The organism is Microcoleus sp. B3-D2, assembly GCF_036705345.1.
Classification (GTDB): Bacteria; Cyanobacteriota; Cyanobacteriia; order Cyanobacteriales; family Microcoleaceae; genus Microcoleus.
Genome location: NZ_JAUBUG010000058.1, coordinates 19,898 through 46,301, shown reverse-complemented (window position 1 = coordinate 46,301; position 26,404 = coordinate 19,898). Strand labels below are relative to the sequence as shown.

23 protein-coding genes, 1 tRNA gene and 1 pseudogene are annotated in these 26,404 nt (G+C 45.1%); 20 read left to right on the top strand and 5 right to left on the bottom strand.

Features of this window, described 5'->3' with window-relative positions:
• Positions 1-112: 112 nt before the first annotated feature.
• Entirely contained in the window at positions 113-499 is a 387-nt protein-coding gene (locus QUB14_RS20825; RefSeq protein ID WP_333220026.1) for a hypothetical protein, read from the bottom strand.
• 188 nt (positions 500-687) lie between these two features.
• Positions 688-3,147: a CBS domain-containing protein gene (locus tag QUB14_RS20820; RefSeq protein ID WP_333220028.1), complete on the bottom strand. Its 2,460-nt coding sequence runs from the start codon at positions 3,145-3,147 to the stop codon at positions 688-690.
• 268 nt (positions 3,148-3,415) lie between these two features.
• Between QUB14_RS20820 and QUB14_RS20815 the strand changes: the two genes are divergently transcribed.
• The 14 genes from QUB14_RS20815 to QUB14_RS20750 all read left to right on the top strand — a co-directional run bounded on the left by QUB14_RS20815 (position 3,416) and on the right by QUB14_RS20750 (position 15,495).
• A complete protein-coding gene (locus tag QUB14_RS20815) occupies positions 3,416-4,090 on the top strand; it encodes a HEAT repeat domain-containing protein (RefSeq protein ID WP_333220030.1) in 675 nt (224 codons plus the stop codon).
• A 177-nt stretch (positions 4,091-4,267) separates the two neighbouring features.
• Complete coding sequence (locus QUB14_RS20810; RefSeq protein ID WP_006633832.1) at positions 4,268-4,522, top strand: hypothetical protein; 255 nt, start codon at positions 4,268-4,270, stop codon at positions 4,520-4,522.
• 233 nt (positions 4,523-4,755) lie between these two features.
• A complete protein-coding gene (locus QUB14_RS20805) occupies positions 4,756-5,871 on the top strand; it encodes an inorganic phosphate transporter (protein WP_333220032.1) in 1,116 nt (371 codons plus the stop codon).
• Between the two features lie 139 nt (positions 5,872-6,010).
• The gene (locus QUB14_RS20800) at positions 6,011-6,352 is read left to right on the top strand and encodes a metalloregulator ArsR/SmtB family transcription factor (RefSeq protein ID WP_333220034.1); all 342 of its coding nucleotides are present in this window, start codon (positions 6,011-6,013) and stop codon (positions 6,350-6,352) included.
• 104 nt (positions 6,353-6,456) lie between these two features.
• Positions 6,457-7,161, top strand: coding sequence for an MIP/aquaporin family protein (locus QUB14_RS20795; protein ID WP_333220036.1), 705 nt, complete (start codon positions 6,457-6,459; stop codon positions 7,159-7,161).
• Between the two features lie 7 nt (positions 7,162-7,168).
• Positions 7,169-7,828: an arsenical resistance protein ArsH gene (gene arsH / locus QUB14_RS20790; protein WP_190732268.1), complete on the top strand. Its 660-nt coding sequence runs from the start codon at positions 7,169-7,171 to the stop codon at positions 7,826-7,828.
• 50 nt (positions 7,829-7,878) lie between these two features.
• The gene (gene arsC / locus QUB14_RS20785; protein WP_333220039.1) at positions 7,879-8,274 is read left to right on the top strand and encodes an arsenate reductase, glutathione/glutaredoxin type; all 396 of its coding nucleotides are present in this window, start codon (positions 7,879-7,881) and stop codon (positions 8,272-8,274) included.
• Positions 8,275-8,505: 231 nt separating this feature from the next.
• Positions 8,506-9,492: an arsenosugar biosynthesis radical SAM (seleno)protein ArsS gene (gene arsS, locus QUB14_RS20780; RefSeq protein WP_333220041.1), complete on the top strand. Its 987-nt coding sequence runs from the start codon at positions 8,506-8,508 to the stop codon at positions 9,490-9,492.
• Positions 9,489-9,668 carry a hypothetical protein gene (locus tag QUB14_RS20775; RefSeq protein WP_333220043.1) on the top strand — a complete coding sequence of 60 codons (180 nt, stop codon included), beginning with the start codon at positions 9,489-9,491 and terminating at the stop codon, positions 9,666-9,668. The genes arsS and QUB14_RS20775 overlap by 4 nt, the downstream gene beginning before the upstream one ends.
• On the top strand, positions 9,668-10,393 hold the full coding sequence (locus tag QUB14_RS20770; RefSeq protein ID WP_333220045.1) for a TVP38/TMEM64 family protein: 726 nt from the start codon (positions 9,668-9,670) through the stop codon (positions 10,391-10,393). The genes QUB14_RS20775 and QUB14_RS20770 overlap by 1 nt, the downstream gene beginning before the upstream one ends.
• Positions 10,394-10,688: 295 nt before the next feature.
• Positions 10,689-13,253, top strand: coding sequence for an ATP-binding protein (locus QUB14_RS20765; protein WP_333220048.1), 2,565 nt, complete (start codon positions 10,689-10,691; stop codon positions 13,251-13,253).
• A 255-nt stretch (positions 13,254-13,508) separates the two neighbouring features.
• A complete protein-coding gene (locus tag QUB14_RS20760; protein ID WP_333220050.1) occupies positions 13,509-14,408 on the top strand; it encodes a methyltransferase domain-containing protein in 900 nt (299 codons plus the stop codon).
• Between the two features lie 165 nt (positions 14,409-14,573).
• Complete coding sequence (locus QUB14_RS20755) at positions 14,574-15,302, top strand: HAD family phosphatase (RefSeq protein ID WP_333220052.1); 729 nt, start codon at positions 14,574-14,576, stop codon at positions 15,300-15,302.
• Positions 15,303-15,422: 120 nt separating this feature from the next.
• A tRNA-Ala gene (locus QUB14_RS20750) sits at positions 15,423-15,495 on the top strand.
• 68 nt (positions 15,496-15,563) lie between these two features.
• On the opposite strand, the gene QUB14_RS20745 is transcribed toward QUB14_RS20750, so the two are convergent.
• The 3 genes and pseudogenes from QUB14_RS20745 to QUB14_RS20735 form a co-directional block, all read right to left on the bottom strand.
• Positions 15,564-17,471 (bottom strand): ATP-binding protein, encoded by a 1,908-nt coding sequence (locus tag QUB14_RS20745; RefSeq protein ID WP_333220054.1) that lies wholly within the window; start codon positions 17,469-17,471, stop codon positions 15,564-15,566.
• A 151-nt stretch (positions 17,472-17,622) separates the two neighbouring features.
• On the bottom strand, positions 17,623-18,423 hold the full coding sequence (locus tag QUB14_RS20740; protein WP_333297303.1) for a PhnD/SsuA/transferrin family substrate-binding protein: 801 nt from the start codon (positions 18,421-18,423) through the stop codon (positions 17,623-17,625).
• 204 nt (positions 18,424-18,627) lie between these two features.
• A pseudogene (locus QUB14_RS20735) lies at positions 18,628-19,089 on the bottom strand (7-cyano-7-deazaguanine synthase); the annotation flags it as partial.
• Between the two features lie 608 nt (positions 19,090-19,697).
• Between QUB14_RS20735 and urtA the strand changes: the two are divergent.
• The 6 genes from urtA to urtE all read left to right on the top strand — a co-directional run bounded on the left by urtA (position 19,698) and on the right by urtE (position 26,312).
• Positions 19,698-21,017, top strand: coding sequence for an urea ABC transporter substrate-binding protein (gene urtA / locus QUB14_RS20730; RefSeq protein ID WP_333220058.1), 1,320 nt, complete (start codon positions 19,698-19,700; stop codon positions 21,015-21,017).
• 291 nt (positions 21,018-21,308) lie between these two features.
• The gene (locus tag QUB14_RS20725) at positions 21,309-22,463 is read left to right on the top strand and encodes an ABC transporter permease subunit (RefSeq protein WP_333220060.1); all 1,155 of its coding nucleotides are present in this window, start codon (positions 21,309-21,311) and stop codon (positions 22,461-22,463) included.
• Positions 22,464-22,490: 27 nt separating this feature from the next.
• Entirely contained in the window at positions 22,491-23,633 is a 1,143-nt protein-coding gene (gene urtC, locus QUB14_RS20720; RefSeq protein WP_333220062.1) for an urea ABC transporter permease subunit UrtC, read from the top strand.
• 186 nt (positions 23,634-23,819) lie between these two features.
• A complete protein-coding gene (locus QUB14_RS20715) occupies positions 23,820-24,542 on the top strand; it encodes a TIGR00266 family protein (protein WP_333220064.1) in 723 nt (240 codons plus the stop codon).
• Between the two features lie 135 nt (positions 24,543-24,677).
• Positions 24,678-25,424, top strand: coding sequence for an urea ABC transporter ATP-binding protein UrtD (urtD, locus tag QUB14_RS20710; protein ID WP_333220066.1), 747 nt, complete (start codon positions 24,678-24,680; stop codon positions 25,422-25,424).
• Between the two features lie 189 nt (positions 25,425-25,613).
• Positions 25,614-26,312 (top strand): urea ABC transporter ATP-binding subunit UrtE, encoded by a 699-nt coding sequence (urtE, locus tag QUB14_RS20705; RefSeq protein WP_333220068.1) that lies wholly within the window; start codon positions 25,614-25,616, stop codon positions 26,310-26,312.
• The last annotated feature ends 92 nt before the right edge of the window (positions 26,313-26,404 follow it).

The window sequence follows — 26,404 nt, the reverse complement described above, 5'->3', positions numbered from 1 at the left end:
TTCTTCTGACCTATCTTTTTTTACCACAAGTCGGTCAACCCCTCACCCGCTCCGGGTTTTGGCGGGGTTGTCACCCCGCCAGGTAATTAGAGCTTGTTGTTCGCAGATATTACTACATCCTCTCTTGTCTAGTAGTCGCCAGTATAAGGGGATACTTCGTTTTTGCCAGACCAGACTGAGCATAAATACGTTGTGCGATCGCCCGAAGAGTGCGATCAATCGCAAGCTTCAAAGGTTTCGATTTCTTAAATTTGGCTTTTAAAATTTCTTTGACCAGCGGAAACCACAGACTTTCTATGTGGAGGCAGTCTAATTTGAGAAATCTTTGCAGACTACGCCTCCGGCTCTCAAATTGAATTGGATAGGGCCAGAAAGAAGCGAGCAATTCAATACTAACCTGTCTGTGGCTCTGCAACAAATATACCAGAATTTTGAGAGTCAGGTATTCTGCTGGTTTGAGTTGTTTTTCTAAATGGTTCTGGTAAGATTGAGGAAACATAATTAACAGATGGGGCCACTTAATAATTTCGACCCCATCTTTTTTTAGCTCAAGTTGGGTAAATCCGCCACCACTACGGGTTTTGACGGGGTTGTCACCCCGTCAGGTGAGCGCGACTTGACTAAGCGCTCGCCGAACCTCTTAGGCAGAAGTCTAAGATCTAAAATCTAAAATTGACTGATGGCGGACTAATTTCCATCCGGGTTGGTAGGAAATGTGACGGTAAAATTAGTCCAGCCATTCCGGCTTTCAACCTCAATTTTTCCCTGCAACTGTTCGACAAGTTTTTGAACCAAAGCTAAACCCAAACCTGTACCTCCTTGTTTCCAAGGATCGGCGTTGGGAACTCGATAAAATTTCTCAAAAATTCGAGGCAATTCCTCTATGGAAATGGACGATTGATTGCTGAGTGTAAATTGGATTTCTGAAGCCACGGCACTTGCTTGTCGCGAATTTGTCCTTTGTCCTCCCTGTTCCCCGTCTCCGTTTTTGCACTCAACTTTCAGAAAAATTTCGCCGTCATTGGCAGTATATTTGCACGCATTGTTGAGGAGCTCGGCTAAAATTCGTCCCAAACTAGCGCGGTTGGAACTGATCGTGGGGAGGTGGCGATCGCACTCTACTCGCAAATCCTGGTGGCGGTCGTGGGCCCGGGTGTAAAACGGGTCGATAATAGTAGGCAGCCAGACTTCTAAGTTTACTGGTTCGAGGTCGATCGGACAAGTTGCGGCTTCGAGCCGCTGCAAATCTAGCAAAGCATTAATCAAATCTGTTTCTCTAGTACATTCTGTTTCTAAAATTTCTAGATAAATCTGGCGCCGATCTAGCGTGGGAGAAATTCTCAACATATGAATAGCCATTTTTATATTAGCTAAAGGCGTCCGCAGTTCGTGAGAAACGGTGCTGAGAAATTCATCTTTGAGGACGTTTAAATGCTGGAGTTCGTGAACTTTTTGCTGCAATTCGGCGGTGCGTTCTTGGACTTGGCGTTCCAGGTCGGTGTTGAGATTTTGGACTTGCTGATAGAGTTGGGCTTGCTGAATGGCGATCGCGATTTGAGTTGCCAGTTGCAGCAGCAAATCCACTTCCGAAGGTTGCCACTGACGGGATTGGGAACACTGATGGACACACATCATCCCCCACAAATTGCCGTCTTGCAAAATTGGTACAATCAAATAAGCTTTGATTTGCGCTTGCTGGAACCGCGCATATTTTTCGGCGCTCAAACAGGCTTGGTCGAGGTCCGGAACCGCATAAATTTCCTGTTCGATCACAGAAGCAGATTCTTGCCAAATATTATCCGGCATGATTTCTCCCAAGATTGAAGGCCAATTTTCGGCAACTGATTCTGCCACTACAATGCCGTAATTGCTGGACTCTAAATGCAGGATTGCTACTCGGTCAGCTTGCAAAACTTGGCGGACTTCATCGACGCTGGCGTTGAGAATTTCTTCGAGGTTTAAGGATTGGTGAATCCGCAAGGAAATGTGAGTTAACAACCGATCGCGCTGCAATTGTTCGTGGAGTTTTGCAGTCCGTTCCCGCACCTGCTGTTCCAGTTTGGCGTTGCGGCTTTGCAACAGTTCCACTTTTTCGGCTTGGAGCTGATAAACCGACTGCTGCAACTGTTTGACAACTCGGTACATTTCGGTGGGGTCGAGGACTCTGAGCAAGCTGGTCTGAGTAATAATTCCCAACAGTTCTCCGCGCCCCCCGCACACGACCAACCGCTGCACTTGTTGCTGCTCCATTTCTTTGTGGGCCGTCCACAGGGAATCGGAAGGTTGAAGAAATTGCAGGGGAGTTCTCATGACTTTTTGAGCTGGGGTTTGCTCGAAATTTAGTTCGAGAAACTGTGCCTGCACGATGTCGTATTCGGTAACAATTCCCAGGGGTTGGTGAAAGGAATAGTGAAAAATGGAGGTATAGTCATCTTTGGGCTTCTCCATTGTTAATTCTTTATTTTTTGTGATGACTACGCAACTGACTTGATGCTCAGACATCAGTTCGGTTATACTCTGCAGCGAGGCGGTGTGGGGTGCTGTAATTGGCGTAGTCATCAATTCTGCTACCCGCCGCAATTTGAGAATGTTTGAAGGCTGCAATACTTGGCGAATTCTTTCCCGCGTCAGCACTCCTAACAAGTGGCCCAATTGATTGACGATCGGCAAATAGCGAATCTTGTGCTGGCGAAATAAGGATAAAGCGGTAAACACGTCTTGGTCGTCGGATTCTGTGAGGGAGACCGAAACCGGGGACATCACTTCAGAAATTGGTATTTTGTGCAGGGCTACTTTGTGCTGGGTGTCTATTTTGCCAGAAGCTATCAGCCTCACTAAGTCGGCGGGAGTTAATATGCCGATTAACAGTCCGCGCCTGGGGCTATCGGATAAGTTCCCTGTGGTAATAGTCTGCTGGTTCTGCACGACGATCACGCACCGGGCTCGCACCTTGTCCGGCGGGGAGGTTTCGGTCATCCCCCCCCGGTCTGAGGGTACAGGTGTTTTGACTAGGGGACAACTGTTTTGCAACTGACTCATCAGGGCGATCGCCGCTGCTAAGGAAGTTTCTGGCCCGGCAGTTAGGGGGTAGCGGTCGATCGCTTGTTCTAAGGCTGAGGAGTAAAAGGGCGGGTGGTTAAACGGCATAGTTGATTGCAGGTTGTCAGAGGGCGGCTAACTATCGGGCAAAGCCTTAGGGAACGGCAGAAACACCTCGCCTGTGCTTGGGATTTAAATAATAAACTTTCTCATTGATTATTTCCACGCAATCTGAGCTTTAGATTAATGGTGCCACTAATTCGCAATCTCACCGATCTCAAATCCTTGGGCGGTTTTTACTGCCTGCTTTTCTCCTGAGACTCTCCTATAATCAAAATAACCCGAATGTAAAGTTTTACTACAAGATTTATCCATAATGACAACTTTAAGCTTAGAGCAAATTGCAGCCAAGTTAGAAAGCCAAAATTCAGCCGATCGAATGGTGGCTTTGGCCAACTTGCGGAATGTGCCTGCTGCAGAGGCGGTGCCTTTGATTAAAAAGGTGTTGGACGACGAAAGTTTGCAAGTGCGATCGATGGCTGTGTTTGCTCTCGGGGTCAAACCGACAGCAGAGTGCTATCCTATTTTAGTCAAATTGCTAGAAACAGACCCGGATTACGGCATTCGCGCTGACGCTGCGGGTGCTTTGGGCTATCTGGAAGATATCAGAGCTTTTGACGCTTTGGTGCGGGCTTTTTACGAAGATACTCAATGGCTGGTGCGCTTCAGTGCTGCTGTTTCTCTGGGAAATCTCAAAGATCCCCGGGCCCGCGACGTGCTGCTGAAAGCTCTCGACAGCGAGCAAGTGGTGATCCAGCAGGCGGCAATTTCGGCTTTGGGAGAAATTAAAGATCTTGGGGCGATCGATCGCATCCTCAATTTTGCTCAGTCGGAAGATTGGCTGATTCGCCAGAGGCTGGCTGAAGCTTTGGGCAATTTGCCGAGTGTTAAGAGCGTTTCGGCTTTGAAATACTTAGAAAAAGATAGTAATTCTCAAGTATCTAAGGCGGCAACAATTTCTCTCGATCGCCTGTCAAAAGCAGAAGCGTGACATAAAACTTTTAGTATGTTGAAAAACCCGGTTTATTCAATAAACCGGGTTAATCCGTATTTTAGCAATCTTAATAAAATTTATAGAGTAGTGAGTAAAACCAGAATGTATTATTTAAGCTGCGAGGCTAAATCGCAAGTTAAAATAGTTGTCAATCTCCTTTAACTCAAACTAATCATGAATCAAGCGCCCAATCCCTTTAACTCAAATCCCTCCAATCCCCTAGACCCCTTGGAGCAAGAAGTTGACGATCAAGGTGAAGCATTGCCGAGACAGTACCACCCGGCAACTAAAAAAACTCTGCAAAAAGTCTTTATTATCCTGGTAGTTGTCGGGGCAATTATTGGGGGAATTCTGTCTATAGGGGTGATTTCGCTGATGCAGAAGGCGGGACTGACAGATGTGCCGGCAAGGGTACAGAATCCTAAGTGAATGGGTGGGTTGAGCGTACCTGAAGCGATCGCCGAGCCTTAAATTATAATATCGTTCAATATCGTGTCCATTTGCTGGCGCGAAATTAAGATGCGATCGCTCGCCTTCCAAATGAATCTTAATATTTTCGTTATTTTATTTGAGGCAACTGTGCCTATACAATCAAATTCGGTGCTGTCGCGGCCCGGGCCAAAAACAGTTTTAAATAAACCCCACTTATTCTAAGTAAGAAAATGTTACTTATTGCCCTATTTATCGCCACGTTTTTTTTAGCATACTGCAATGGTGCTAATGATAATTTTAAAGGCGTGGCGACACTTTTTGGCAGTCAGACGACGAACTATAAAACAGCAATTGGTTGGGCAACGATTACAACTTTTGCAGGTTCAGTATTTTCTATTTTTTTAGCAGAAACGCTGGTAAAAAGCTTTTCTGGAAAAGGGCTAGTTCCAGACGAGATCGCCAATGGCACAGATTTTCACTTGGCAGTCGCGATCGCTGCGGGTTTAACCGTTATTCTTGCTACCTTAACTGGATTCCCTATTTCCACAACTCACGGTCTTACAGGTGCCCTTAGCGGTGCAGGTTTAGTAGCAATTGGTACTCAAGTTAATTTTTCTGCATTGCAGAAAAGTTTTCTAATGCCTTTGTTGCTGAGTCCCATGATTGCGATTCTATTAGGAGCTTTAATTTATGCGCTGTCTCGCTACCTGCGAGTTTGTTTAGGAATCCAGAAAGAATGGTGTATTTGCGCTGGTCAAATTCAACAGATTATTCCCATTCCCCAGCCCGATGCAACTAACATACTGAAGTGCATCACAACCGCTGATGTCGCGGTCGATTCTCTAGATAAATGCACGCAAAGGTACCAGGGAAATTTTATACAAATTCCCAGCCAAAAGTTAGTGGATGTTTGCCATTTTATGAGTGCGGGAATCGTCAGTTTTGCCCGAGGGTTGAACGATACTCCGAAAATTGTTTCGCTGATGTTAGTCGGTCAATCAATATCAGTTCAGTGGGGAAGTTTAGCAGTAGGTTTGGGAATGGCTATCGGCGGTTTATTGAATGCTAAAAAAGTTGCAGAAACAATGAGCAAAAAGCTTACAGCAATGAATACCGGTCAAGGGCTGGTGGCAAACTTAGTGACGGGATTTTTAGTTATTGCTGCCAGTCGCTATGGACTTCCAGTTTCTACTACCCATGTTTCGGTAGGTTCAATCTTTGGTGTTGGATTGATTTCAAAAAAAGCTAATGTGCGCGTTTTCTATCAGATTCTACTATCATGGATTTTGACCTTGCCAATTGCTGCTGCGATCAGCGGCTGCGCTTACTGGGTGTTGCATCGGTAAGAGAATTAATCGTTAGTCCTAGAAGAGAAAGAGTTCGCAGTTGATTTGGGATTGTCATCAAAGGGTAACCCGATCAAATCTAACGGTAAAAACAAGAAATCGCGCCGGGAGTTTTTGAATAAAAATTTAAGGGTAATTTATGGTTAAAAATTCTACGATCGCGCCACCTGTTGCAGATAAATTGATCGCTGCTGGCTTTCACGCTCTTTCTGACCCCCTGCGGATTCTGATTTTGGAGTTGCTGCGAGAACAGGAGTTGTGCGTTTGCGAATTGTGCGATCGACTTTCTGTCCCTCAGCCTAAACTCTCTTTCCACCTCAAAACCCTAAAAGAAGCCGGTTTAGTTCGCAGCCGCCAAGAAGGCCGCTGGATCTACTACAGCCTCAATTTAGCTCAGTTTGTCGCCCTGGAACTATACCTCGCCGAATACCGCCGCTTCAGCCAGATCCTGCCGGCGCGCCCCTGTTCCGACGCGGTTTAACCTATCAACATTTCTTAATCACTCAAATACTGATATGGAGTGTTTGATGATTGACATATAAATTTTTTTTGATATGATGGCAGGGAACCAATTAGTTGAGAGCGATGGATGCAACAGCTCATAGGTTAGCTTGTACTCGGCCAGATTGCAGGCGAGAGGCGATCGCCGAATTTCTAGGTACATTTATTTTGGTTTTTGCAGGCACCGGCGCGGTGATGGTTAACAAAACTAGCGCTGGTTCCGTAACTCATTTAGGCGTCAGTTTTGTATTTGGTGCAGTAGTAACTGCGATGATTTACGCCCTAGGACACATCAGCGGTGCACACTTTAATCCGGCTGTAACTTTAGGGTTTTGGGCGAGCGGTTTTTTCCCAAAATACAAAGTTTTGCCTTACATTTTAGCGCAGTGTGCGGGTGCAATCGCAGCTTCTCAACTGCTGCTAATTACTTTAGGTGAAGTAGCAAATCTCGGTGCAACTATCCCTCTCAATGGTCACTGGTTGCAGTCTCTAATTTTAGAAACAGTTTTGACCTTTATCTTAATGTTTGTTATCCTCGGTTCGGGACTAGATAGACGCGCTCACATCGGCTTTGCCGGGATAGCAATTGGGTTAACTGTAGGGTTAGAAGCTGCATTTATGGGGCCGATTACCGGAGCTAGCATGAATCCGGCACGCTCTCTCGGGCCGGCTTTAATTGGCGGCATTTGGGATCACCATTGGGTTTACTGGGTTGCTCCTATTTGGGGAGCACAATTAGCAGTCGCAGTTTATCGGGAATTGTCTAACGGATTTCGGGATTTTAATTGAAAGTATCATGGCAAATTTTACGCACAAACCGAGAATTTTGTTTCTATACGGCTCTTTGAGAGAGCGTTCTTACAGCCGCTTGTTGGCGGAAGAAGCGGCGAGAATTATTGAGGACTTCGGTGCCGAAGTTAGGTTCTTTAATCCTCTAGAATTGCCGATTTATGGTAGCGTTCCCGATACGCATCCGAAGGTTCAAGAATTACGGGAATTGAGCCTGTGGTCGGAGGGTCAAGTGTGGTCTAGTCCAGAAATGCACGGCAATATTACCGGCATTATGAAAAATCAAATTGACTGGATTCCTTTAAGCATTGGGGCTGTCAGACCGACTCAAGGCCGAACTTTGGCGGTGATGCAAGTTAGCGGTGGTTCGCAATCTTTTAATGCGGTCAATACTTTGAGAATTTTGGGCCGGTGGATGCGGATGTTTACGATTCCGAACCAGTCTTCGGTTGCGAAAGCTTATCAGGAATTTAATGAAGATGGGACGATGAAGGATTCGCCTTATCGCGATCGCGCGATCGACGTGATGGAGGAACTGTACAAGTTTACCCTGCTGTTGCGGGAGCAAACGGACTATTTGACCGATCGCTACAGCGAACGCAAGGAACAAGCAGCTAAAGAGGCGATCGCACTAGCAAATCGCGCCCTTGAATTACCGGGCGCTTAGAAACCGCCGGAACCCCCACAGCAACCGAGAACCAACAACTCACAAAAACCATGAAAAAAGTAATGTTCGTTTGCAAAAGAAACTCCTGCAGATCGCAAATGGCAGAAGGATTCGCTAAAACCATCGGAGCAGGCCAGATTGGAGTCACCAGTTCCGGGTTAGAATCAAGCAGAGTTCATCCGACAGCAATTCAAGTCATGTCAGAAATCGGCATTGATATCACCGATCAAACATCCAACCCATTAAACGAATTCAATGCAGAAGACTACGATGCCGTAATTTCTCTCTGTGGCTGTGGCGTGAATTTACCCGAAGCGTGGGTATTGCGAGAAGTGTTTGAAGATTGGCAACTCGACGACCCCGACGGACAACCCATCGAAACTTTTCACCGGGTTCGAGATGAAATTAAAGCACGAGTTGAAACATTAGTTGACTCTCTCAAGTAAGATTAAGTAGACGGGCGGGCAGGATTCCCACCCCACAAGAAAATTAACTTTTGTGGAACAGGCCGGAAAGCCTGTTCTTAAGAATGGTGCAAGATGTGAGTTTCAATTAACTTTGTTGCCAATCATTCAAATTAGTCGCTGTCGCATCCAAAGAATTAGTGCTAAATTATGAGAGGTGTTCCGCTGGAACGCCTCTACATTCGTTGCGAGAACAGACCAAAAGGTTAGCACATGATTCAGACAGCAGTCACGCCTTTCAAAAACAAAATTAACTCAGCTTTAACTAAAAAGCAGATTACAGTTTTACAAATTAATCTCGGCAAACGCTGCAACCTCGCTTGCACTCACTGCCACGTAGAAGCTAGCCCGAAACGAACAGAAGAACTTTCCCCGGAAATTTGCGACCAATTAATTGAAATAATTCGCCGCTTTCCTCAAATTAAAACAGTTGACCTCACCGGCGGTGCTCCCGAAATGCTTTACGGTTTTAAACCGCTAGCGGAAGCTGCCAGGGCGGCAGGTAAAGAGGTTATTGTTCGTTCTAATTTGACGATTTACTTTGAAAAAGGTTTTGAAGATATTCCCGAATATTGCGCGCAGCACCAACTCAGAATTGTGGCGTCGCTTCCCTGCTACCAAGCTGACAATGTGGACAAAATGCGCGGCAACGGTGTTTTTGACAGTTCGATTCGGGCGCTGCAAAAGCTAAATCAGTTGGGATACGGAAAAAACCCAAATTTAATTGTAGATTTGGTGTACAATCCACAAGTGCCGGCTACAGACAAGTTTTCGCTAACACCGGAACAAGGCAAGTTAGAGCAAGATTACAAGATTTATTTAGCCGAACAGTTTGGGATTTGTTTTAATCAATTGTTCGCGATTACTAATTTGCCGGTGGGACGGACTAAGTTTCATTTGGAACATAAGAAACTGCACAAGCCTTATCTCGGGTTTTTGGAGGAGAATTTTAACCCCGGTACTCTGGAACATTTAATGTGCCGTAACGAATTGTCGATCGACTATTTGGGCAATGTCTACGACTGCGATTTTAACCAAATGGAAAATTTGCCCGCGAAAACTGGCAGCGGGGAAAAGATAACTGTTGCTAAATTGCTCGAATCTGGCAGTTTAGATGTGATTCAAGAGGTGCAAACTGCTGCTTATTGTTATGGCTGTACGGCGGGTTGCGGTTCTAGCTGCGGCGGTACTTTGATTTGAGAAGGAAGAAGGAAGAAGGAAGAAGGAAGAAGGAAGAAGGAAGAAGGAAGAAGGAAGAAGGAAGAAACTATGCTCTTGGGCCCGATTCCCGATTCCCGATTCCCGATTCCCGATTCCCCATGCTTTTGGGCCCAATGCCCCATGCCCATATTATTGAGAGTGGAGAGTTGAGGTAATGAATGATTCGCGATCGCCCGGTGAAAATCCCCCAACATCAAACAGGTGGAAGCTGATTTTAGGGATTGGTTTAGCTGTGGCTTTAATTGCTGCGACCAAGTTTTTCAACTTCCAAGGAATTTTGAAAAATGCCTTGGAGTCGATCGCGAGTCTCGGCCCTTGGGGCCCGGCAGCTTTTATTCTAATTTACATTGTAGCAACGGTTCTATTTATCCCTGGTTCTTTGCTGACTCTCGGTTCTGGCGTTTTGTTCGGAGTCGTTGGCGGTTCGGTTTGTGTTTCCATCGGCTCGGTTTTAGGCGCAACTTGCGCTTTTTTGGTAGGGCGGTATTTAACTCGCGACTGGGTTTCCAAACAGATAGAGGGCAATCAAAAATTTAAGGCGATCGACTCCGCAGTTGCTTCTGAAGGATGGAAAATTGTGCTGCTGACGCGGCTTTCTCCCATTTTTCCGTTTAATTTGCTTAACTATGCTTTCGGAGTCACGCAGGTATCTTTAAAAGACTATTTTTTGGCATCTTGGATCGGCATGATTCCGGGAACTGTCATGTATGTATATATCGGTTCCCTGGCCGGGAGTTTGACTGCACTTGGAGCGCAAGGGCGATCGCGCACTGCTGCTGAGTGGGCTCTCTACGGCATTGGTTTGCTAGCAACGATCGCCCTCACCGTTTATGCAACCCGCTTGGCTAAGAAAGCTTTAGACGAAAAAATTTCCCCTTGAAACCACAGCGCAAATTGGTAAAATTGTCAATAGTGTTTTTCCCATACATTATAATACATTGCTAATTTAAAAAAGTCCGTATTTTCTCTGTGTTATTTACAATTATTTTGTTATACAAACAAGATAGATATTAAAGATATCGTAAAGCACTAACCTCAAGTAGGTAAACCGAAGGTCGAAATATAAAATTGATGCCAAAATAGAAGGCGATCGTGCGCTCGGAATAAGAATTGTTTGGAGTCAGGAATGCAAGTCATACCATTTTAAATTTGAGATTTGAGATTTTAGATTCGGAATGACTGATGACTACCAGGGTCGGGAGCACCCGCCTACAGTTGCATTATTTTCTGAAAGTGGTCTCACGACTTGCCTGATATTAATTCTGCCGAATGACCAATACCGTTTGATGAATTTGATTCGGAGAGAACATTTGATGATGCAAAACCCAGCAAATCAAGCCGGATCTGTGTCTGCGGCGCCCCCACACCAAACAAAAAACCTGCGCCACTTTTGGGAAAACATCACCAATTCTGCTCAATCAAGGTGGCAGCAAGCGCATAGTCTTTGGCAGCACAGACGGCAGCGCCGCCATTTGCTGACCCTGCTAATTCTGGCCACCACGGCTTTAACCATTAGCACAACTGCTTGCATCAGCTATTTTTTTGTGCGCGGGCTAATCCTCGACAATTTAAAGCAAATAGCACTATTAAAACTAGAAAAAGGCACTGACGAAATCGACCGCTGGCTCAGCACTCGCAAAGCAGAAATAGAAACCCTTGCTTACGATCCTACGGTTAACACTCTCAATTGGAAATTAGTCGAACCCAGGTTGCAAGGAGAAATATACAGGTTAAAAGAGTATTTCATCCTGTCATTAACTCAACCGGACGGCTCGTTTATCAACACTCTAGGCAACCGCGCGAACAACAAAGACCGCCAACACTTTAAAAAAGCAATGGCAGGGCAGCTCAACGTTTCCGACCCGCTGATCGGCCGCAGTACAAAAGTTCCGACGATCATCATTTCAGCTCCTATTTGGGCCTTACCCCCCGCTCCCAATCAAGTAATTGGAACCCTATCGGGCAGCATTAAATTAGACCGAGTAACATCGGTCGCTAACAGCTTACTGTACGGTTCTGACAGTTATGCTTTTGCGCTCAATTCACAAGGAGTGCCCATTGTTCATCCCAACAGTAACTTAATCGGAAATATCGACCGGGAGACCCCAAGCTTTTTACAGTCACAAGACCCCGCACTCTCCACAATTGCGCGGCAGATGATCGACCGCCAGACGAACATCGAACTGGTAAAAATAGATAATAAATGGGTGTATGTGGCCTATGCTCCCCTCAAGGAAGTTAACTGGTCGATGGCTTTAGTAATTCCCCGCGAAAATATTGAATCCCAACTGCAAGCATTAAATTTGCTGACATCCGTAGTCGCCGGACTGCTCGTCCCGGCAATGCTAGCAGCCATTTGGCTAATTTACTCCTCCGAAAACAATCGCGCTCAAGCGGAGCGAGAAGCCATGCTCAACCGGATTGCTGGACGCATTCGCGCTTCCCTGGAATTAGACCAAATTGTGCAAAGTACAGTCGAAGAAATAGCAAGTTTGCTGCACCTAGAACGGGCGGCTTTTGGTTGGTACAAACCGCAAGAAAAAATGTTACAAATCCTCTGGGAATGTTGCCCATCTGATTCTCGGACACAAGCCATAAAGTTTGAGCCTTACTTTCTCGAAAATGTGTTAGTACGGAGCGCTCAAGGCGAACCAATTATTCTTTCGAGCGACACTTGGGCGGAGGGTGTAACTCAACCGCCCGAATTTAAAGCTAATAGCTATTTAGCCGTACCTGTCCATACTCAGAACCAGCCGCAGGGTTATTTAATTTGCAGCCACGTTACTCATTGGCTTTGGAGCAAGGAGGAAATCCAACTCTTAAAAGCGGTAGCCGACCAACTGGCGATCGCAATTACTCAAGCTCACCTTTACAGTCAAACCCAAGACCAAGTAAAACTCCTTAATAGTGCCTTAAATGAACTGAAAAAGACTCAAACTCATTTAGTGCAGAGCGAAAAAATGTCATCACTAGGTCAAATGGTAGCTGGGATAGCGCACGAAATCAACAACCCGGTTAACTTCATTTCGGCTAATTTACCTCACACCAGCAAATATACTAAAAATTTATTAGAATTGGTGAGTTTATACAAACAAAAGTTCCCGGAAGTCCCCCCGGAAATCGCAGACTTTACCGAAGAAATCGAGTTAGACTTTATCGAGGAAGATTTGCCGCATATATTGGATTCTATGAAAATAGGAACCGAACGCATTCGCAGCATCGTTCTTTCTTTGCGTAACTTTTCTCGCCTCGATGAATCTGACAAAAAGCAGGCGGATATTCACGAAGGTATAGAAAATACCTTGCTGTTGCTCTCCAACCGCATCAAAAATAGAATTTATATAGTCAAGAAATACGGAAAAGTGCCTTCAGTCGAGTGCTATCCGTCTCAGCTCAATCAGGTTTTTATGAACTTGCTGAGCAATGCGATCGATGCCTTGAACGAGATCGATCGCCTAGATAAAATCATTACAATTTCCACGGGAGTAGTTCGCGAAAATGGCGGTAAATTTCTGAAAGTGGCGATCGCCGACAACGGCCCCGGCATTCCCGACAGCGTTAAAGACAAAATTTATAATCCATTTTTTACTACTAAACCAGTGGGCCAAGGCACTGGTTTGGGGTTAGCAATTAGCTACAAGATTGTAGTGGATGGACACGGCGGCAGCATCAAAATTTCTCAACCTCCCGGCGGCGGGACGGAGTTTTTGGTAAAAATTCCTATTAGTAACGGAAAGTAAGAGTATTTTAGATTTTAGATTTTAGATTTTCAATTTGGGAATGACTGATAATACAAGGTTTTGGATATTATCTATAGTTGCATTATTTTTGGAAACTGGTATCAGGAGGAAGTGGGAATGGAAGCCCACGGAGTTTGTAACCGAGGTAAGGGATAGAGGTTCGAGGGAAGATGTTGGAGGGGACAAAAAGTTTTAATTAATGCTAAGTTGACGGCCGTTGGCTAAAATTAGAAGAGTTTTTGTTAAAGGTGTTTTATGGCTGTTGGCAAGGATACAATTTTCGAGCGCTTTTTGTCGCCCCTGATGCGACTGGCGATCGACGAACAAGCACTGAAACGACTCTACGAAGGTATCGACTGGGAAACAGCGGGCGATCGCTACCGACAACCCGACTTAGTTTATCCCGAATATTACACCAGCCAAAACTTTCACGGCATTAAACGCGGCTACCTCAACCCCAGTGCCGCCGTTTCCTACGATCCAATCACGCAATATGTTTTGCCTCCCCACGAAACAGTCGTCAGGCAAGGCTTAATTGACGCTGTGCGGGTGAAACCGCGCCGAATTATAGATTTGGGATGCGGCACCGGTTCGACAACGCTCATGCTCAAGCAAGCCTTTCCCGAAGCGGAAGTTGTCGGCTTGGACTTGTCGCCTTATATGCTGGTAGTTGCCGACATGAAAGCGCAAAAAGCAGGCTTAAATATCGAGTGGTTGCACGGAAATGCCGAAAGCGTTGCTTTTGGCGATGCCAGCTTTGATTTAGTCGCAGCTTCCTTGCTGTTTCACGAGACGCCGCCTGCTGTGTCGCGGGCAATTTTGCGAGAAAGCTTCCGACTGCTGAAGGTTGGGGGACAAGTGGCAATTTTGGACGGAAATCAAAAAACTTTGCGGCAGACAGAGTGGCTGACTGATATCTTTGAGGAGCCTTATATTAAGTCTTACGCGGCTGGCAGCCTCGATGCTTGGGCGGGGGCGGCTGGATTCGCGGCGGTGCAAACTCACGAACACTGGTGGGCGAATCAGGTGACACATGGCGTGAAACCTTTGCCGGGGGAAGATTTGGAACAGGTGAGGGTGGCGAGGGGGTGGAATTTGGGCGATCGAACTCCTGATTTTGATGGGGATTTACCGGGCATTCCAGCTCCTGCTTGATCTATTAACTGTTGACTGTTGACTGTTGACTGTTGACTGTTGACTGTTGACTGCTGACTGTTGACTGCTGACTGCTGACTGTTGACTACTAACTAATGACTAATGACTAATGACTAATGACTACTAACTAATGACTACTAACTAATGACTACTGACTACTGACTAATGACTCTAAAAGCAGTTTTATTTGATTTTAATGGCGTGATTGTTAATGACGAGCCAATTCACGAGAAAATAATCGATCGATTGATGCTCGATGAAAATCTCCAGCTCAAACGTGGGGAGTTTCGAGAAGTTTGTTTGGGAAAAAGCGATTGCGCTTGCATTACCGCACTGCTAGAGCGCCGGGGACGATTTCTGACAGAAACATATCTTGAGCGACTGCTGCAGCGCAAGGCCCAAGCTTACAAAGCTCAAATAGATACTTTGGAGAAAGTGCCGATTTATCCTGGTTTGGCAGAATTTATTGACAAAATTCGGGTCGCCGGACTAAAAATGGCCGTAGTTAGCGGGGCAATGCGATCGGAGATAGAATTGGTGTTACATCGGGCCGGTTTGGCAGCAAACTTTGAGTTCATTGTCGCAGGCGACGACTTGACGGCGAGCAAACCAGCACCCGACGGCTATCTATTGGCTGTTGAACTTTTCAACCAGAAATATCCCGACTTTAACCTGCAACCGATCGAGTGTTTGGCGCTAGAAGATAGTTTTGCGGGGATTGAAGCGGCGAAAAAAGCGGGGATTCAGGTTGCGGGTGTGACTCACACTTACCCGTTTCACATGATCCAGCGCCAAGCCAATTGGACGGTGGACTATTTTGCTGATTTAGAGTTGGACAGAGTGGCGCAAGTTTGCTCGATCGCTCCCACTGAGTCGGCTGCGGAAAAAACTTGACCTTTTTAGCAGTTACGTGCTACTGTAGGTGACGGTCTGCGAACGTGAGAGCAAGCAAGACCTGTAAGCCTTTTAGATTCGGCAATCCCGCATCTAAAATGCTAAATTAAAACTCAATCAGGGGAATTAGCTCAGTTGGTAGAGCGCTGCGATCGCACCGCAGAGGCCAGCGGTTCGAGTCCGCTATTCTCCATATGTCGAATTACAAATTATTTGTCGTTGTTAACACATTAATGTCCTGATAATAGACAATACCTAGCTTCAAGTTTGAGAGGAGGCGGGGAGTGCGATCGCAAACTCTGCTCCCCCTCCCAAAGATGAAATTACCTCTATTTTACCCCGATGTTTTTCCACAATCTGGTAGCAAATCGCGAGGCCAATACCAGTGCCTTTTCCTGGTGCTTTAGTTGTAAAAAATGGGTCAAATAGCTTGCTTTGGATTGCGAGTGAAATGCCAGGCCCGTTATCGCTAATTCGCACCATAATTTGGCTACTATCCAACTTTTGCGTCTGAATTAAAATCTGAGGAATTTTACTTTTTTTATAGTTATCCCCGGACTCTTCGAGTGCATCTATCGCATTTTCTATAATATTCATAAATACTTGATTTAGCTGCGCTGGATAACACTCTATTTTGGGCAATTCTCCATAGTTTTTGACAACTTCAATTCCCTGCTTGAGGCGGCTGCTCAAAATCAATAGTGTATTGTCAATGCCTTCATGGATATCAACTAATTTCATTTGAGCTTCATCTAAACGAGAGAAGTTTCGCAAAGACAAAACTATTTGCCTGATGCGTTCTGAACCGATTTTCATAGATTCAAGCAGTTTTAGTAAATCTTCTCTGAGAAAGTCTAGTTCTATCTCTGCGATTTCTTCTGCGATCGCCTCTGTGGGTTGCGGGTATTCCTCCTGATAGAGACGAATTAACTTTAGCAAATCTATAATATACTGGTTGGCGTATTCTAGGTTGCCGTGAATAAAGTTAACAGGGTTGTTTATTTCATGGGCTACCCCTGCCACCATCTGGCCTAAACTGGACATTTTTTCGGTTTGAATTAACTGGGTTTGGGTGTGTTTGAGTTCGTAAAGGGCTGCTGTAAGTTCTTCTGTTCTTTGTTCTACTCGCTCTTCCAAAGTTTGGCGAGCCTGTTCTAATTCATGGGTGTATTCTGCTACCCATTCAACTAATTGATTGATGGATTTGGCTAAGGTGCCCACTTCATCTTCTGTGGTGACAGGTACTTGCAAATCAAAATTTGCTTGTTGAGTAATAGTTTTAGCTACGGTGGTTACCGCTTGGAGAGGAAGGGCGATCGCGCGGCTGGTACAGATGGCTAGAAAAATAGCGATAGCGACTGACCCTAACATACTCACTACGATGATTTGCACTCGCAAGTCCTCAGCTTTATTAAAATTAATGTAAGCTTGTCCCTGCTGTGCCTTAGCTACTTGTGTCATCAAGCTCAAACTCTCTGACAGCCGCTCAAACTTCACATCGAGCTTAACTGCTTTATCCCCTCTAATTAAATCCAATACTTGCTGCTGTGCCTCTTCAACTTCCTCTGGTTTTAGCAAGGAGGGAGCTATTTCTAGCCAAAAAGATTTGAGCAATTGAGAATACGAATCTGTCGCAGTTGTGTAACCGTTTAACAGTTCCTTTAATTCAGCAGAATTTACTGCTAATTCTGTGGAATGTTCTTCCGTAAAAAAAGCTATTTCTGCAATATTTTTTTGGACTACATCCACATCTTCCAAGAACTTAGCAGTTTCATATTCAAACCAGATTGAATCTCCCAAAACTGAGATTAAGCGTTTGGGATGTGACTGCACGGCTTGCACGGAATATTCTAAATCCATGAGCAAATCTTGTTGCTCATCAGCGAAGGTTAGAGCTTGGAAAGCTTGCTTTTGGTAATAGTCTCCAAAGAGCATTCCCCCTGTGGTTCCTAGTACGGCTATTCCAATTGCTAGCGAGTAGCCATAAGTAATTTTTTTGGCAATGCTTAAGCCAGAAATGAAGCGGTTAATGGCAGTCAAGGGAGTTTTTCGGATAGAAGTTTTGATGTCGCGAGATCCTTCCGTGACAGCGGCTTTATTGTTCCGTCTATTGAGGGTAAGATTGTGGAATTTCACCGCCCCATTTTCTCCCTGTTCAAATTTTTGCATACTGGCAACCTGAACTAAATTTTAACAATTTTATTCGTAAATGCACATAAATAAAGTCTCTTATTCGTAGTAGGGGCAATATTCCCTATAGTTTATGGATTAAGGACTAAAGCTCTACTACACATTCGGTCTTACATAAAAAAAATTAACCTTAAAAGACATTACCCTGACCAATGGCTTTATAAGCTTCACGAATCATGTTATAGTCACTGTCGTTTGCTGGCACCAGTTTAGCTCCTTGATACTTATCATTAGCTTTCCCCAGTAAAATTGCTTCAATTAGCTTGTCTTGATTTTCTACCAGGCGAGTGCGGATTTTTTCCACAAGAGTATTAGGCAGGTTGCTACTAGCAACAAACAAGTCACTAGGTAAGGGTACCCCTGTGGCAATAATCCGAAAATCCTTGGTCGATAAGCCGTCTATTTTTAGCAGATCTTTGTATCTATTCAAACCAATTCCTAATGCCTCAACTTGTTGTTTTTTAATAGCTTGCAAACCTTTTTTTCCCAACATTGAGATTTGGAAGTCGGATTGGGGATTTAAGCCAGCATCCATGAGAATTTTAATCGGGCCTAGATGACCGCCAGTTGCACCTACTTCCCACATACCTATTGTTTTACCTTTCAACTGTGCTAGGGACTTAATCTCGCTATTGGCAGGAACAAGAATAAGCGAGTGATAGTTGGGGCGGGTGATGGCAATGATGGGAACAGCATTTGTCCTGGCCCGCATAATCACATATTCAGATGGTCCTGTTAGAGCTAATTTTAGCTGACCAGACTGGAGAGCTACGGCTGCTTCTATATAGTTATCTACGGGGAAAAATTCAATTTTTTTCTCCAAAACTTCCCCAATAACAGTCCGAAATGCTTGATAATTTTGTTGTAAATCTTCTGAGCCCTGAATATCAGTTACAGCAAATTCAAGGGTTTCTGGTTCACTGGCGGCCAAATTGGAAAAACTGCGATTAGATTGATTTACTGTTGTAGAACAGCTTGCTACAAACAATAGGGAGAACCCAACAAAAGGCCGCCTCTTCATAATTTTTAGGAATTTTAGTGGCAGTTGAAAAATTCATAACTATTATAAGCTATTTGGAATAAGCTTTGATTAAAAGAGATTATCCATTGGTTAAACTCCAGTGCGGAAAAATCTTTAAGAAAATTTTTGATCGGTGTTTGGGTTAGCAGCGTAAGGCAGCGGATATTGTAAACCTAACTGCTTAAACGCTGCCCGTGGTAAGTGACAGGAATCGCAAACGCCACAAGCAACCTCACCGTCGGTGTCACAAGACTAAGTTTTTTCCGAAGGCACTCTCCAATTATTGCCTAATTTAATAATTTCTGTCTTGTTTAGCTCAATCCGCGGTGTTGAGATAGAAATTGCTTCGCCTTCTCTTCCTTGTCTTGTCCCTAACCGCAATACTTGTTGTATGGCTTGAATATAATCGGGGCGACAGTCTCGATAGCCGGAATAGTCTAAAGCGTTGACGCAAATGCAAATGCGATCGGCGTTGAGAGTTGCAGCCCTGGCGACGCCAAAACTTAGGAAAATTGTATGGCGAGTGGGAAAGTAGGTGATGGGAATGTTTTCGGACATTTGAGCGAGGGTGCGATCGCGCCAAAAAAGCGTCTGGGTGTCCTGCAACCGTTTTCAAGGGAGCGATCGCCTCAACGGAAATGGATCGATCGGGTACAATCCCGTATCACGAACACGCCTCCAGAGCAATTTGATTTTCTAATCAACCTTCTAAGCTGTTTTTTCAAAAAACGATCCTTAATTTGTTAGACGCTGCCCTAATTTTTGCCAGCCGCGTTTTTTAAGAAGCAACACAGAATTTCTGAAAAGTTTAAATAGCGACAACGAGCGTGTTAAAATCACTGCTGTACTTTTGGGGTAAAAAGCTGCTACAATCCATATCTAGCAAGGACTTCAGCTCCTCGGAGCGATACGGCATTAATTTTTAAAAGCGACAAATAATTTGTTATTCGACAATCAGGGTGATTTACACAAGTCCGATCGTACTCAAAGCGCAGTGCGAGCGCCACCCGTTTTGAGATACTGTACTGTAAATTGTCGAAAATTGTCCTTAAACTTTAATTTACTTAATAAAATTTTTTGTATCCAAAAATACAACTCTCTTATTAAGGGAGTCTTAATATCAAGTCGCTATGTGTTATTATTCTCAATCATCTGACTCATCTATTCAAGAGTAACAAGAAAAAATGACAAAGCGATTCGATCGGCGGAAATTTATTTTATACAGTTCTGCTACCCTAACATCCAGTTTATTTCTCAAAGCTTGTAGAACTCCAACTCCAACAACAAATCCCGCCGCTTCTCCCACATCAACAGGAAATACACCAGCAGCAGCCGGGGGCGGAAACACGATCAAAGTAGGAATTTTGCATTCCTTGAGCGGCACGATGTCAATCAGCGAAAAAAGCGTTGTCGATGCCGAACAATTAGCTATCGAAGAAATTAATAAAGCTGGGGGTGTCCTCGGAAAACAAATCGAAGCAGTAATAGAAGATGGCAACTCAGACTGGCCGACTTTTGCCGAAAAAGCCAAAAAATTGATCGACCAAGATAAAGTTGTCGCCGTCTTCGGCTGCTGGACATCCGCCAGCCGCAAAGCAGTATTGCCAGTATTTGAAGAAAAAAATCATATGCTCTGGTATCCCGTACAATACGAGGGTCAAGAGTGTTCCAAGAACATTTTCTACACCGGGGCGGCGCCGAACCAGCAAATCGAACCAGCAGTTGACTGGCTGCTAGAAAATAAAGGCAAAAAATTCTTCTTAGTCGGGTCTGACTACGTTTTTCCCCGCACGGCAAATACCATTATCAAGGCCCAGCTAGCAGCCAAAGGCGGCGAATTAGTTGGGGAAGATTACATTCCTTTGGGCGGGACAGAAGTCACGCCAATTATTACTAAAATTAAGGCAGCTTTGCCAGACGGGGGCGTCATTTTCAATTCCCTCAACGGCGACAGCAACGTAGCATTTTTCAAACAGTTGCAGGGCGCAGGTTTGGGGCCGGATAAATATCCGTCAATGTCTGTCAGTATTGCTGAAGAAGAAGTAAAGGCGATCGGCGTAGAATATCTTAAAGGCCATTACGCCGCCTGGAATTACTTCATGACTGTGGAATCTCCGGCCAATACAAAATTTGTGGAAGCTTTCAGAGCAAAATATGGCAAAGATAGAGTGACTAACGACCCGATGGAAGCAGCTTACATCATGGTTTACCTGTGGAAGCAAGCCGTCGAAAAAGCCGGGACAGCCGACGATTTGGAAAAAGTGCGGGCAGCAGCTTTGGGTCAAACCTTTGACGCGCCAGGGGGCACAGTAACAATGGATGTTAACCATCACCTTTCTAAATTTGTGCGGTTGGGCGAAGTGAGAGAAGACGGTTTGTTTAACATCGCTTTTGCTACACCAGAAGCAGTGAAGCCGGTTCCTTGGAATCAGTTTGTCGCGGAAACAAAAGGCTTTGCTTGCGATTGGTCAGACCCCGCAAAAGGTGGCAAATTCCAAGCTTGATAAGTAGGTAATACCAATTTTTTTAAGGTTGGCAAGGTATCTTCGATCCCCCCTCGCCCCCCTTAATAAGGGGGGGACAAGAGCGTTCTTGCGTCACCCCCTACTCCCCTGAATCAGGGGGAACAGGAGTCTTCAAAGTCTCCCTTATTAAGGGGGATTTAGGGGAATCGAGATACTCACTCTAAGCATAATTTATAGAAAAATTGACGCTTAAGTTGATACCAATGGGGTAAAATCCGCCCCTAATTATCCGCGAACAAAGTTAACCGACTTGATGCAGGAGTAACAAAATTGGCGATATTAGATGGTTTATTTAACGGCATTAGCATCGGCGCAGTTTTACTAATTGCAGCCCTGGGATTAGCGATTATTTTCGGGCTGATGGGCGTAATTAATATGGCTCATGGCGAGTTGATGATGCTGGGGGCTTATACAACTTTTGTGGTGCAAAATGTCTTCAAAGGTATGGGAGGATTTGCTTTTGAAACATACATTTTATTTGCAATTCCCCTAGCTTTTTTAGTAGCTGCATTGGTAGGATTAATTCTCGAACGCGGAGTGATTCGCTATCTTTACGGGCGGCCGCTAGAAACTCTGCTGGCAACTTGGGGCGTAAGTTTAATTTTGCAGCAGTTTGTCCGCAGCGTCAGTTGGGTGCTGGTAATTGGGATTGCGGTGTTTTGTTTGCTGTTTTTTGGCGGTTTGCGGGTGCTGAAATCTCGCCTTGATTTCGATCGCACTCGCAGCAAAATTATCGCCATAATTTTGCCTTTATCTTTGGGTATTTCCTGGGCGGTGAGCGCCTTTTTAGGGCAAACTTACAAACTGGCAGTAACTCAACCTTGGTTTGGCGCTCAAAATGTGGATGTAACTGCACCGAAATGGTTGCGGGGCGGCATACCGCTGGGCAATTTTCAGTTGCCCTACGCCCGAATTTTTATTATTGTGCTGACTGGAATTTGTTTGGCGGGAATTTACCTATTTTTGCAAAAGTCGGTGTGGGGATTGCGGATTAGAGCCGTGACACAAAATCGCAGCATGAGCGCGTGTTTGGGAATTCCTACCGAACAAGTAGACGCGCTGACTTTTGCTTTGGGTTCGGGGTTGGCAGGTGTCGCTGGGTGCGCGATTAGTTTGATCGGTTCCGTAGGGTCAAATACGGGACAAAATTATATAGTCGATACCTTTATGGTGGTGGTTGTGGGCGGTGTCGGCAAGATTGTGGGGAGTGTAGTTGCTGCGATCGCGATCGGCACTGCAAATTACCTGATCGGTTCGGGAACATTAGCAATAATATTCGCTCCTGTCAAGCCTTTAGCCGACTTCTTCACATTTTTCGCCACAACCAGCATGGCAAAAGTGATGGTATTCGCCTTAATTATGGCTTTTCTGCAAGTGAAGCCGGGAGGGATTTTCCCGCAAAAAGGGCGGACGGTAGAAAATTAAAAATTACAACTGCGAGTGTAGCGAAAAATGCAGAAAACACATCAAAAACCCTGGCTAAAAGAAGCGGCAATTGTCAGCGCGATCGCCCTCACATTCATCTTACTCATCCCAGGAATACTCCCCGACGTTCGGCTCAATCAATTGGGGCGATTTTTAGCACTAGCAATTGCAGCCCTAGGCATAGACTTGATTTGGGGATACACCGGTTTACTTAGTTTAGGGCATGGGGTGTTTTTTGCGCTCGGCGGCTACGCCTTAGCCATGCACCTAAAACTGCAAATTCCCCCAACCGCCAGCAGTCAATTGCCAGAATTTATGAACCTCTACGGCGTTACCGAACTCCCCTGGTTTTGGCAACCATTTTATTCATTTCCTTTCTCAGCATTAGCAGTAGTTCTCATCCCCGCCATCTTGGGCGCACTTTTAGGTTATTTAGTATTCCGCAATCGAATTCGAGGCGTTTACTTTTCAATTCTTACCCAAGCAGCAACCATTGTATTTTTCAACTTCTTTAACGGTCAGCAAAAACTGATTAACGGCACCAACGGACTCACCGACTTTAAAACCCTGTTCGGAGCCACAGTCAATGACCGAGATACTCAATATATTTTCTACATTCTCACCATACTATTTCTAGCAGCAACTTACGCCCTCTGCCGATGGCTGACCAGCGGGCGTTTCGGCCGCCTGCTAGTTGCCATTCGCGACGACGAAGTGCGCCTGCGTTTCTCAGGTTACAATCCCACAGGATATAAAGTTTTAGTCTTTGCAATTTCCGCCGGTTTAGCCGGGATTGCAGGCGCATTATTTACCGTACAAACCGGAATCATTTCGCCAAAAGCAATGGATATTGCCTTTTCAATTGAAATGGTAATCTGGGTCGCAGTGGGAGGTCGCGCCACATTATCGGGAGCAATACTGGGAGCGTTGCTAGTCAACTTTGGCAAGAGTTTCTTGAGCGAACAATTTCCCGAAGTGTGGCTATTTTTCCAAGGCGCGCTATTCTTAATAGTAGTAACAGTCCTGCCCGACGGCCTAGTCGGATGGCTGCAAGATCAAAGTTTCGACCAAATCCGCGCCCTGTTCAGAAAACCGAAGTACGTATCTACTTACCCCAGCCTGGAACAAGACCCCCAAGTGCAGCTCGAAAAAGAAGAACTGGAACATTGAGTGCAAAAACATCGTGTAATTTATAAGTAGGTGGAAATAAATCAATTTCACTTGCAAGAGACAAACAAAGCAATCACAATAGACTTTGGAAAAGCTGCGTTTCTCTCGCAGGAGACGCAATATATATGTCCACCTACTTAGATATCCCTAGGAAACAGCTTCGTTCTTGAACTTGAGGGAAAACATATGGCAGATATTATTGACTACAAAATTTACGGCGACGATTTGCAACTCATCGAAATTGAACTCGACCCCAAAGAAGGCGTCAGGGCTGAAGCTGGAACCATGACATACATGGAAGGCGACATCCAAATGCAAACATCCACAGGCGGCGGCTTATTTCAAGGTTTCAAACGGATGCTGACAGGAGCGGGTTTTTTCATTACCACCTTTGTCAACGCCGGAAATCGTAAGGCCCGCGTCGCTTTTGCCGCGCCCTATCCGGGTAAAGTAATTCCCCTAGATTTAGGCCAACTTGGCGGTAAATTTTTGTGTCAAAAAGACTCATTTCTCTGTGCGGCCAACGGCATTGAAATTGAGGTAGCATTCACCAAGCGGCTCGGTGCCGGTTTCTTTGGCGGAGAAGGTTTTATCCTGCAAAAATTGCAGGGTGACGGGCTAGCTTTTGTTCATGCGGGAGGAACAATAGTTGAGAAAAATTTGGGAGTTGGCGAAGTGTTGCGAGCGGACACTGGTTGTTTGGTAGCTTTTGCGCCGACTGTAGATTACGATATTCAGTTTGTGGGCGGGTTTAAAAATGCTCTATTTGGCGGCGAAGGCTTGTTTTTAGTCAAGCTTACCGGGCCGGGAAAAGTGTATTTGCAAAGTCTGCCGCTCTCGAAATTAGCTGAGCGAATTATGGCTGCAGCTCCATCTCCACTGTCGAGCAGTTCTAGCAGTTTTACATGAGAGTAAACTGCCAGCAAAAAGTAGTAAGTATGGTGTCAGAGAAGGAGAGAAAGTCTCCTTAATAAGGGAGGATATTTGCCTGCCACACCTACAAGAGGTATGGGTTGTTGTTCATTAGTGAGTGAATTGTTAATTATGAATGGAAAAGTCTTAGAAATAGAAAACTTGACTGTAAGTTTTGATGGTTTTAAAGCCATAAACGGTTTAAATTTCAGCATGGATGCGGGCGAACTGCGAGTTATTATTGGGCCCAATGGTGCGGGCAAAACAACTTTTCTCGATTCGATTACCGGGAAGGTGCAGCCGACAGAGGGCAGGGTATTATTTAAGGGACAAAATTTACGCAATTTGTCGGAAGATAGGATTTCGCGCTTGGGAATTGGCCGCAAGTTTCAGACGCCGCGAGTTTACTTGAATTTAACGCCACGCGAAAATTTGGAATTGTCTTGCACCCGCCACAAAAATGTTTTTTCGACTTTGTTCCAGCCTGCTTCGGCTGCTGAAAAACGCACGGTTGCGGGTTTGTTAGAAACAATTGGTTTAGTTGCTAAAGCTGATATTTCGGCGGGTTTGCTTTCTCACGGGGAAAAGCAATGGTTGGAAATTGGAATGTTGGTGGCTCAATCTCCTGATTTGTTGTTGGTAGATGAACCTGTGGCGGGTTTGACGGATGAGGAAACGATGTTAACGGGAGAGTTGCTAATTTCGCTGGCGGAAAGTCATTCGGTGTTGGTAATTGAACACGATATGGAGTTTGTGCGGCAAATTGCGCGGCAGGTGACGGTGTTGCATCAGGGTGCGGTTTTGTGTGAGGGGACTATGGATGAGGTGCAAAATGACGATCGGGTAATTGAGGTATATTTGGGCAAACCGGAAGAGTAAGAAGAAGGAAGTTCGGCAACGGATTCTGTAACGGATGTAACGGATGTAACGGATGGAAGGAAGAAGGAAGTTCGGCAACAGATTGTGTAACGGATGTAACGGATGTAACGTATATCAGGAAGAAGGAAGAAGGAAGAAGTTATTTGTTAGTTGCTACTAATTCCCAGGCCCAATTACCAATTAAAAACTATGCTACAAGTCTCTAATTTGAATGTTTACTACGGCGAAAGTCACATTTTACGCGATGTCGATTTAAGCGTCAGGGCGGGGCAAATGGTTTGCTTGATCGGCCGCAATGGTGTGGGCAAAACTACTATGCTAAAAACGATTATGGGGTTGCTGCAACCGCGCAGTGGCACTATTGCTTTTGGCGGAGAATCTATTGCTTCTAAGTTGACTCACCAGCGGGCTAGATTAGGCATTGGTTATGTGCCTCAAGGGCGCGAAATTATTCCACGTTTGACGGTGAAAGAAAATCTATTGTTGGGTTTGGAAGCGAAACCAACCAAAATCAAAAATCCTGAAATTCCTGATGAAATTTTTGATTTATTTCCGGTTTTGAAAACTATGCTCGATCGCCTGGGAGGTGATTTGAGCGGGGGACAGCAGCAGCAGTTAGCTATTGCTAGGGCTTTGATGGGTGAGCCGCAGTTGCTGGTTTTGGATGAACCTACGGAAGGGATTCAACCATCCATTATTTTAGATATTGAAGCTGCCGTGCGCCGTGTGGTTGCGACTAGGGGAATTTCTGTTTTGTTGGTGGAGCAACATTTGCATTTTGTGCGGCAAGCTGACTGGTATTATGCTATGCAAAAAGGCGGCATTGTGGCTTCTGGAAGCACTAGCGAATTAAGTGATGAGGTGATTCAGAGGTTTTTGGCTGTTTGATTCAGAAGGAAGTTCGGCAACGGATTCTGTAACGGATGTAACGGATGTAACGGATGGAAGGAAGAAGGAAGAGGGAAGAGGGAAGCAGGAAA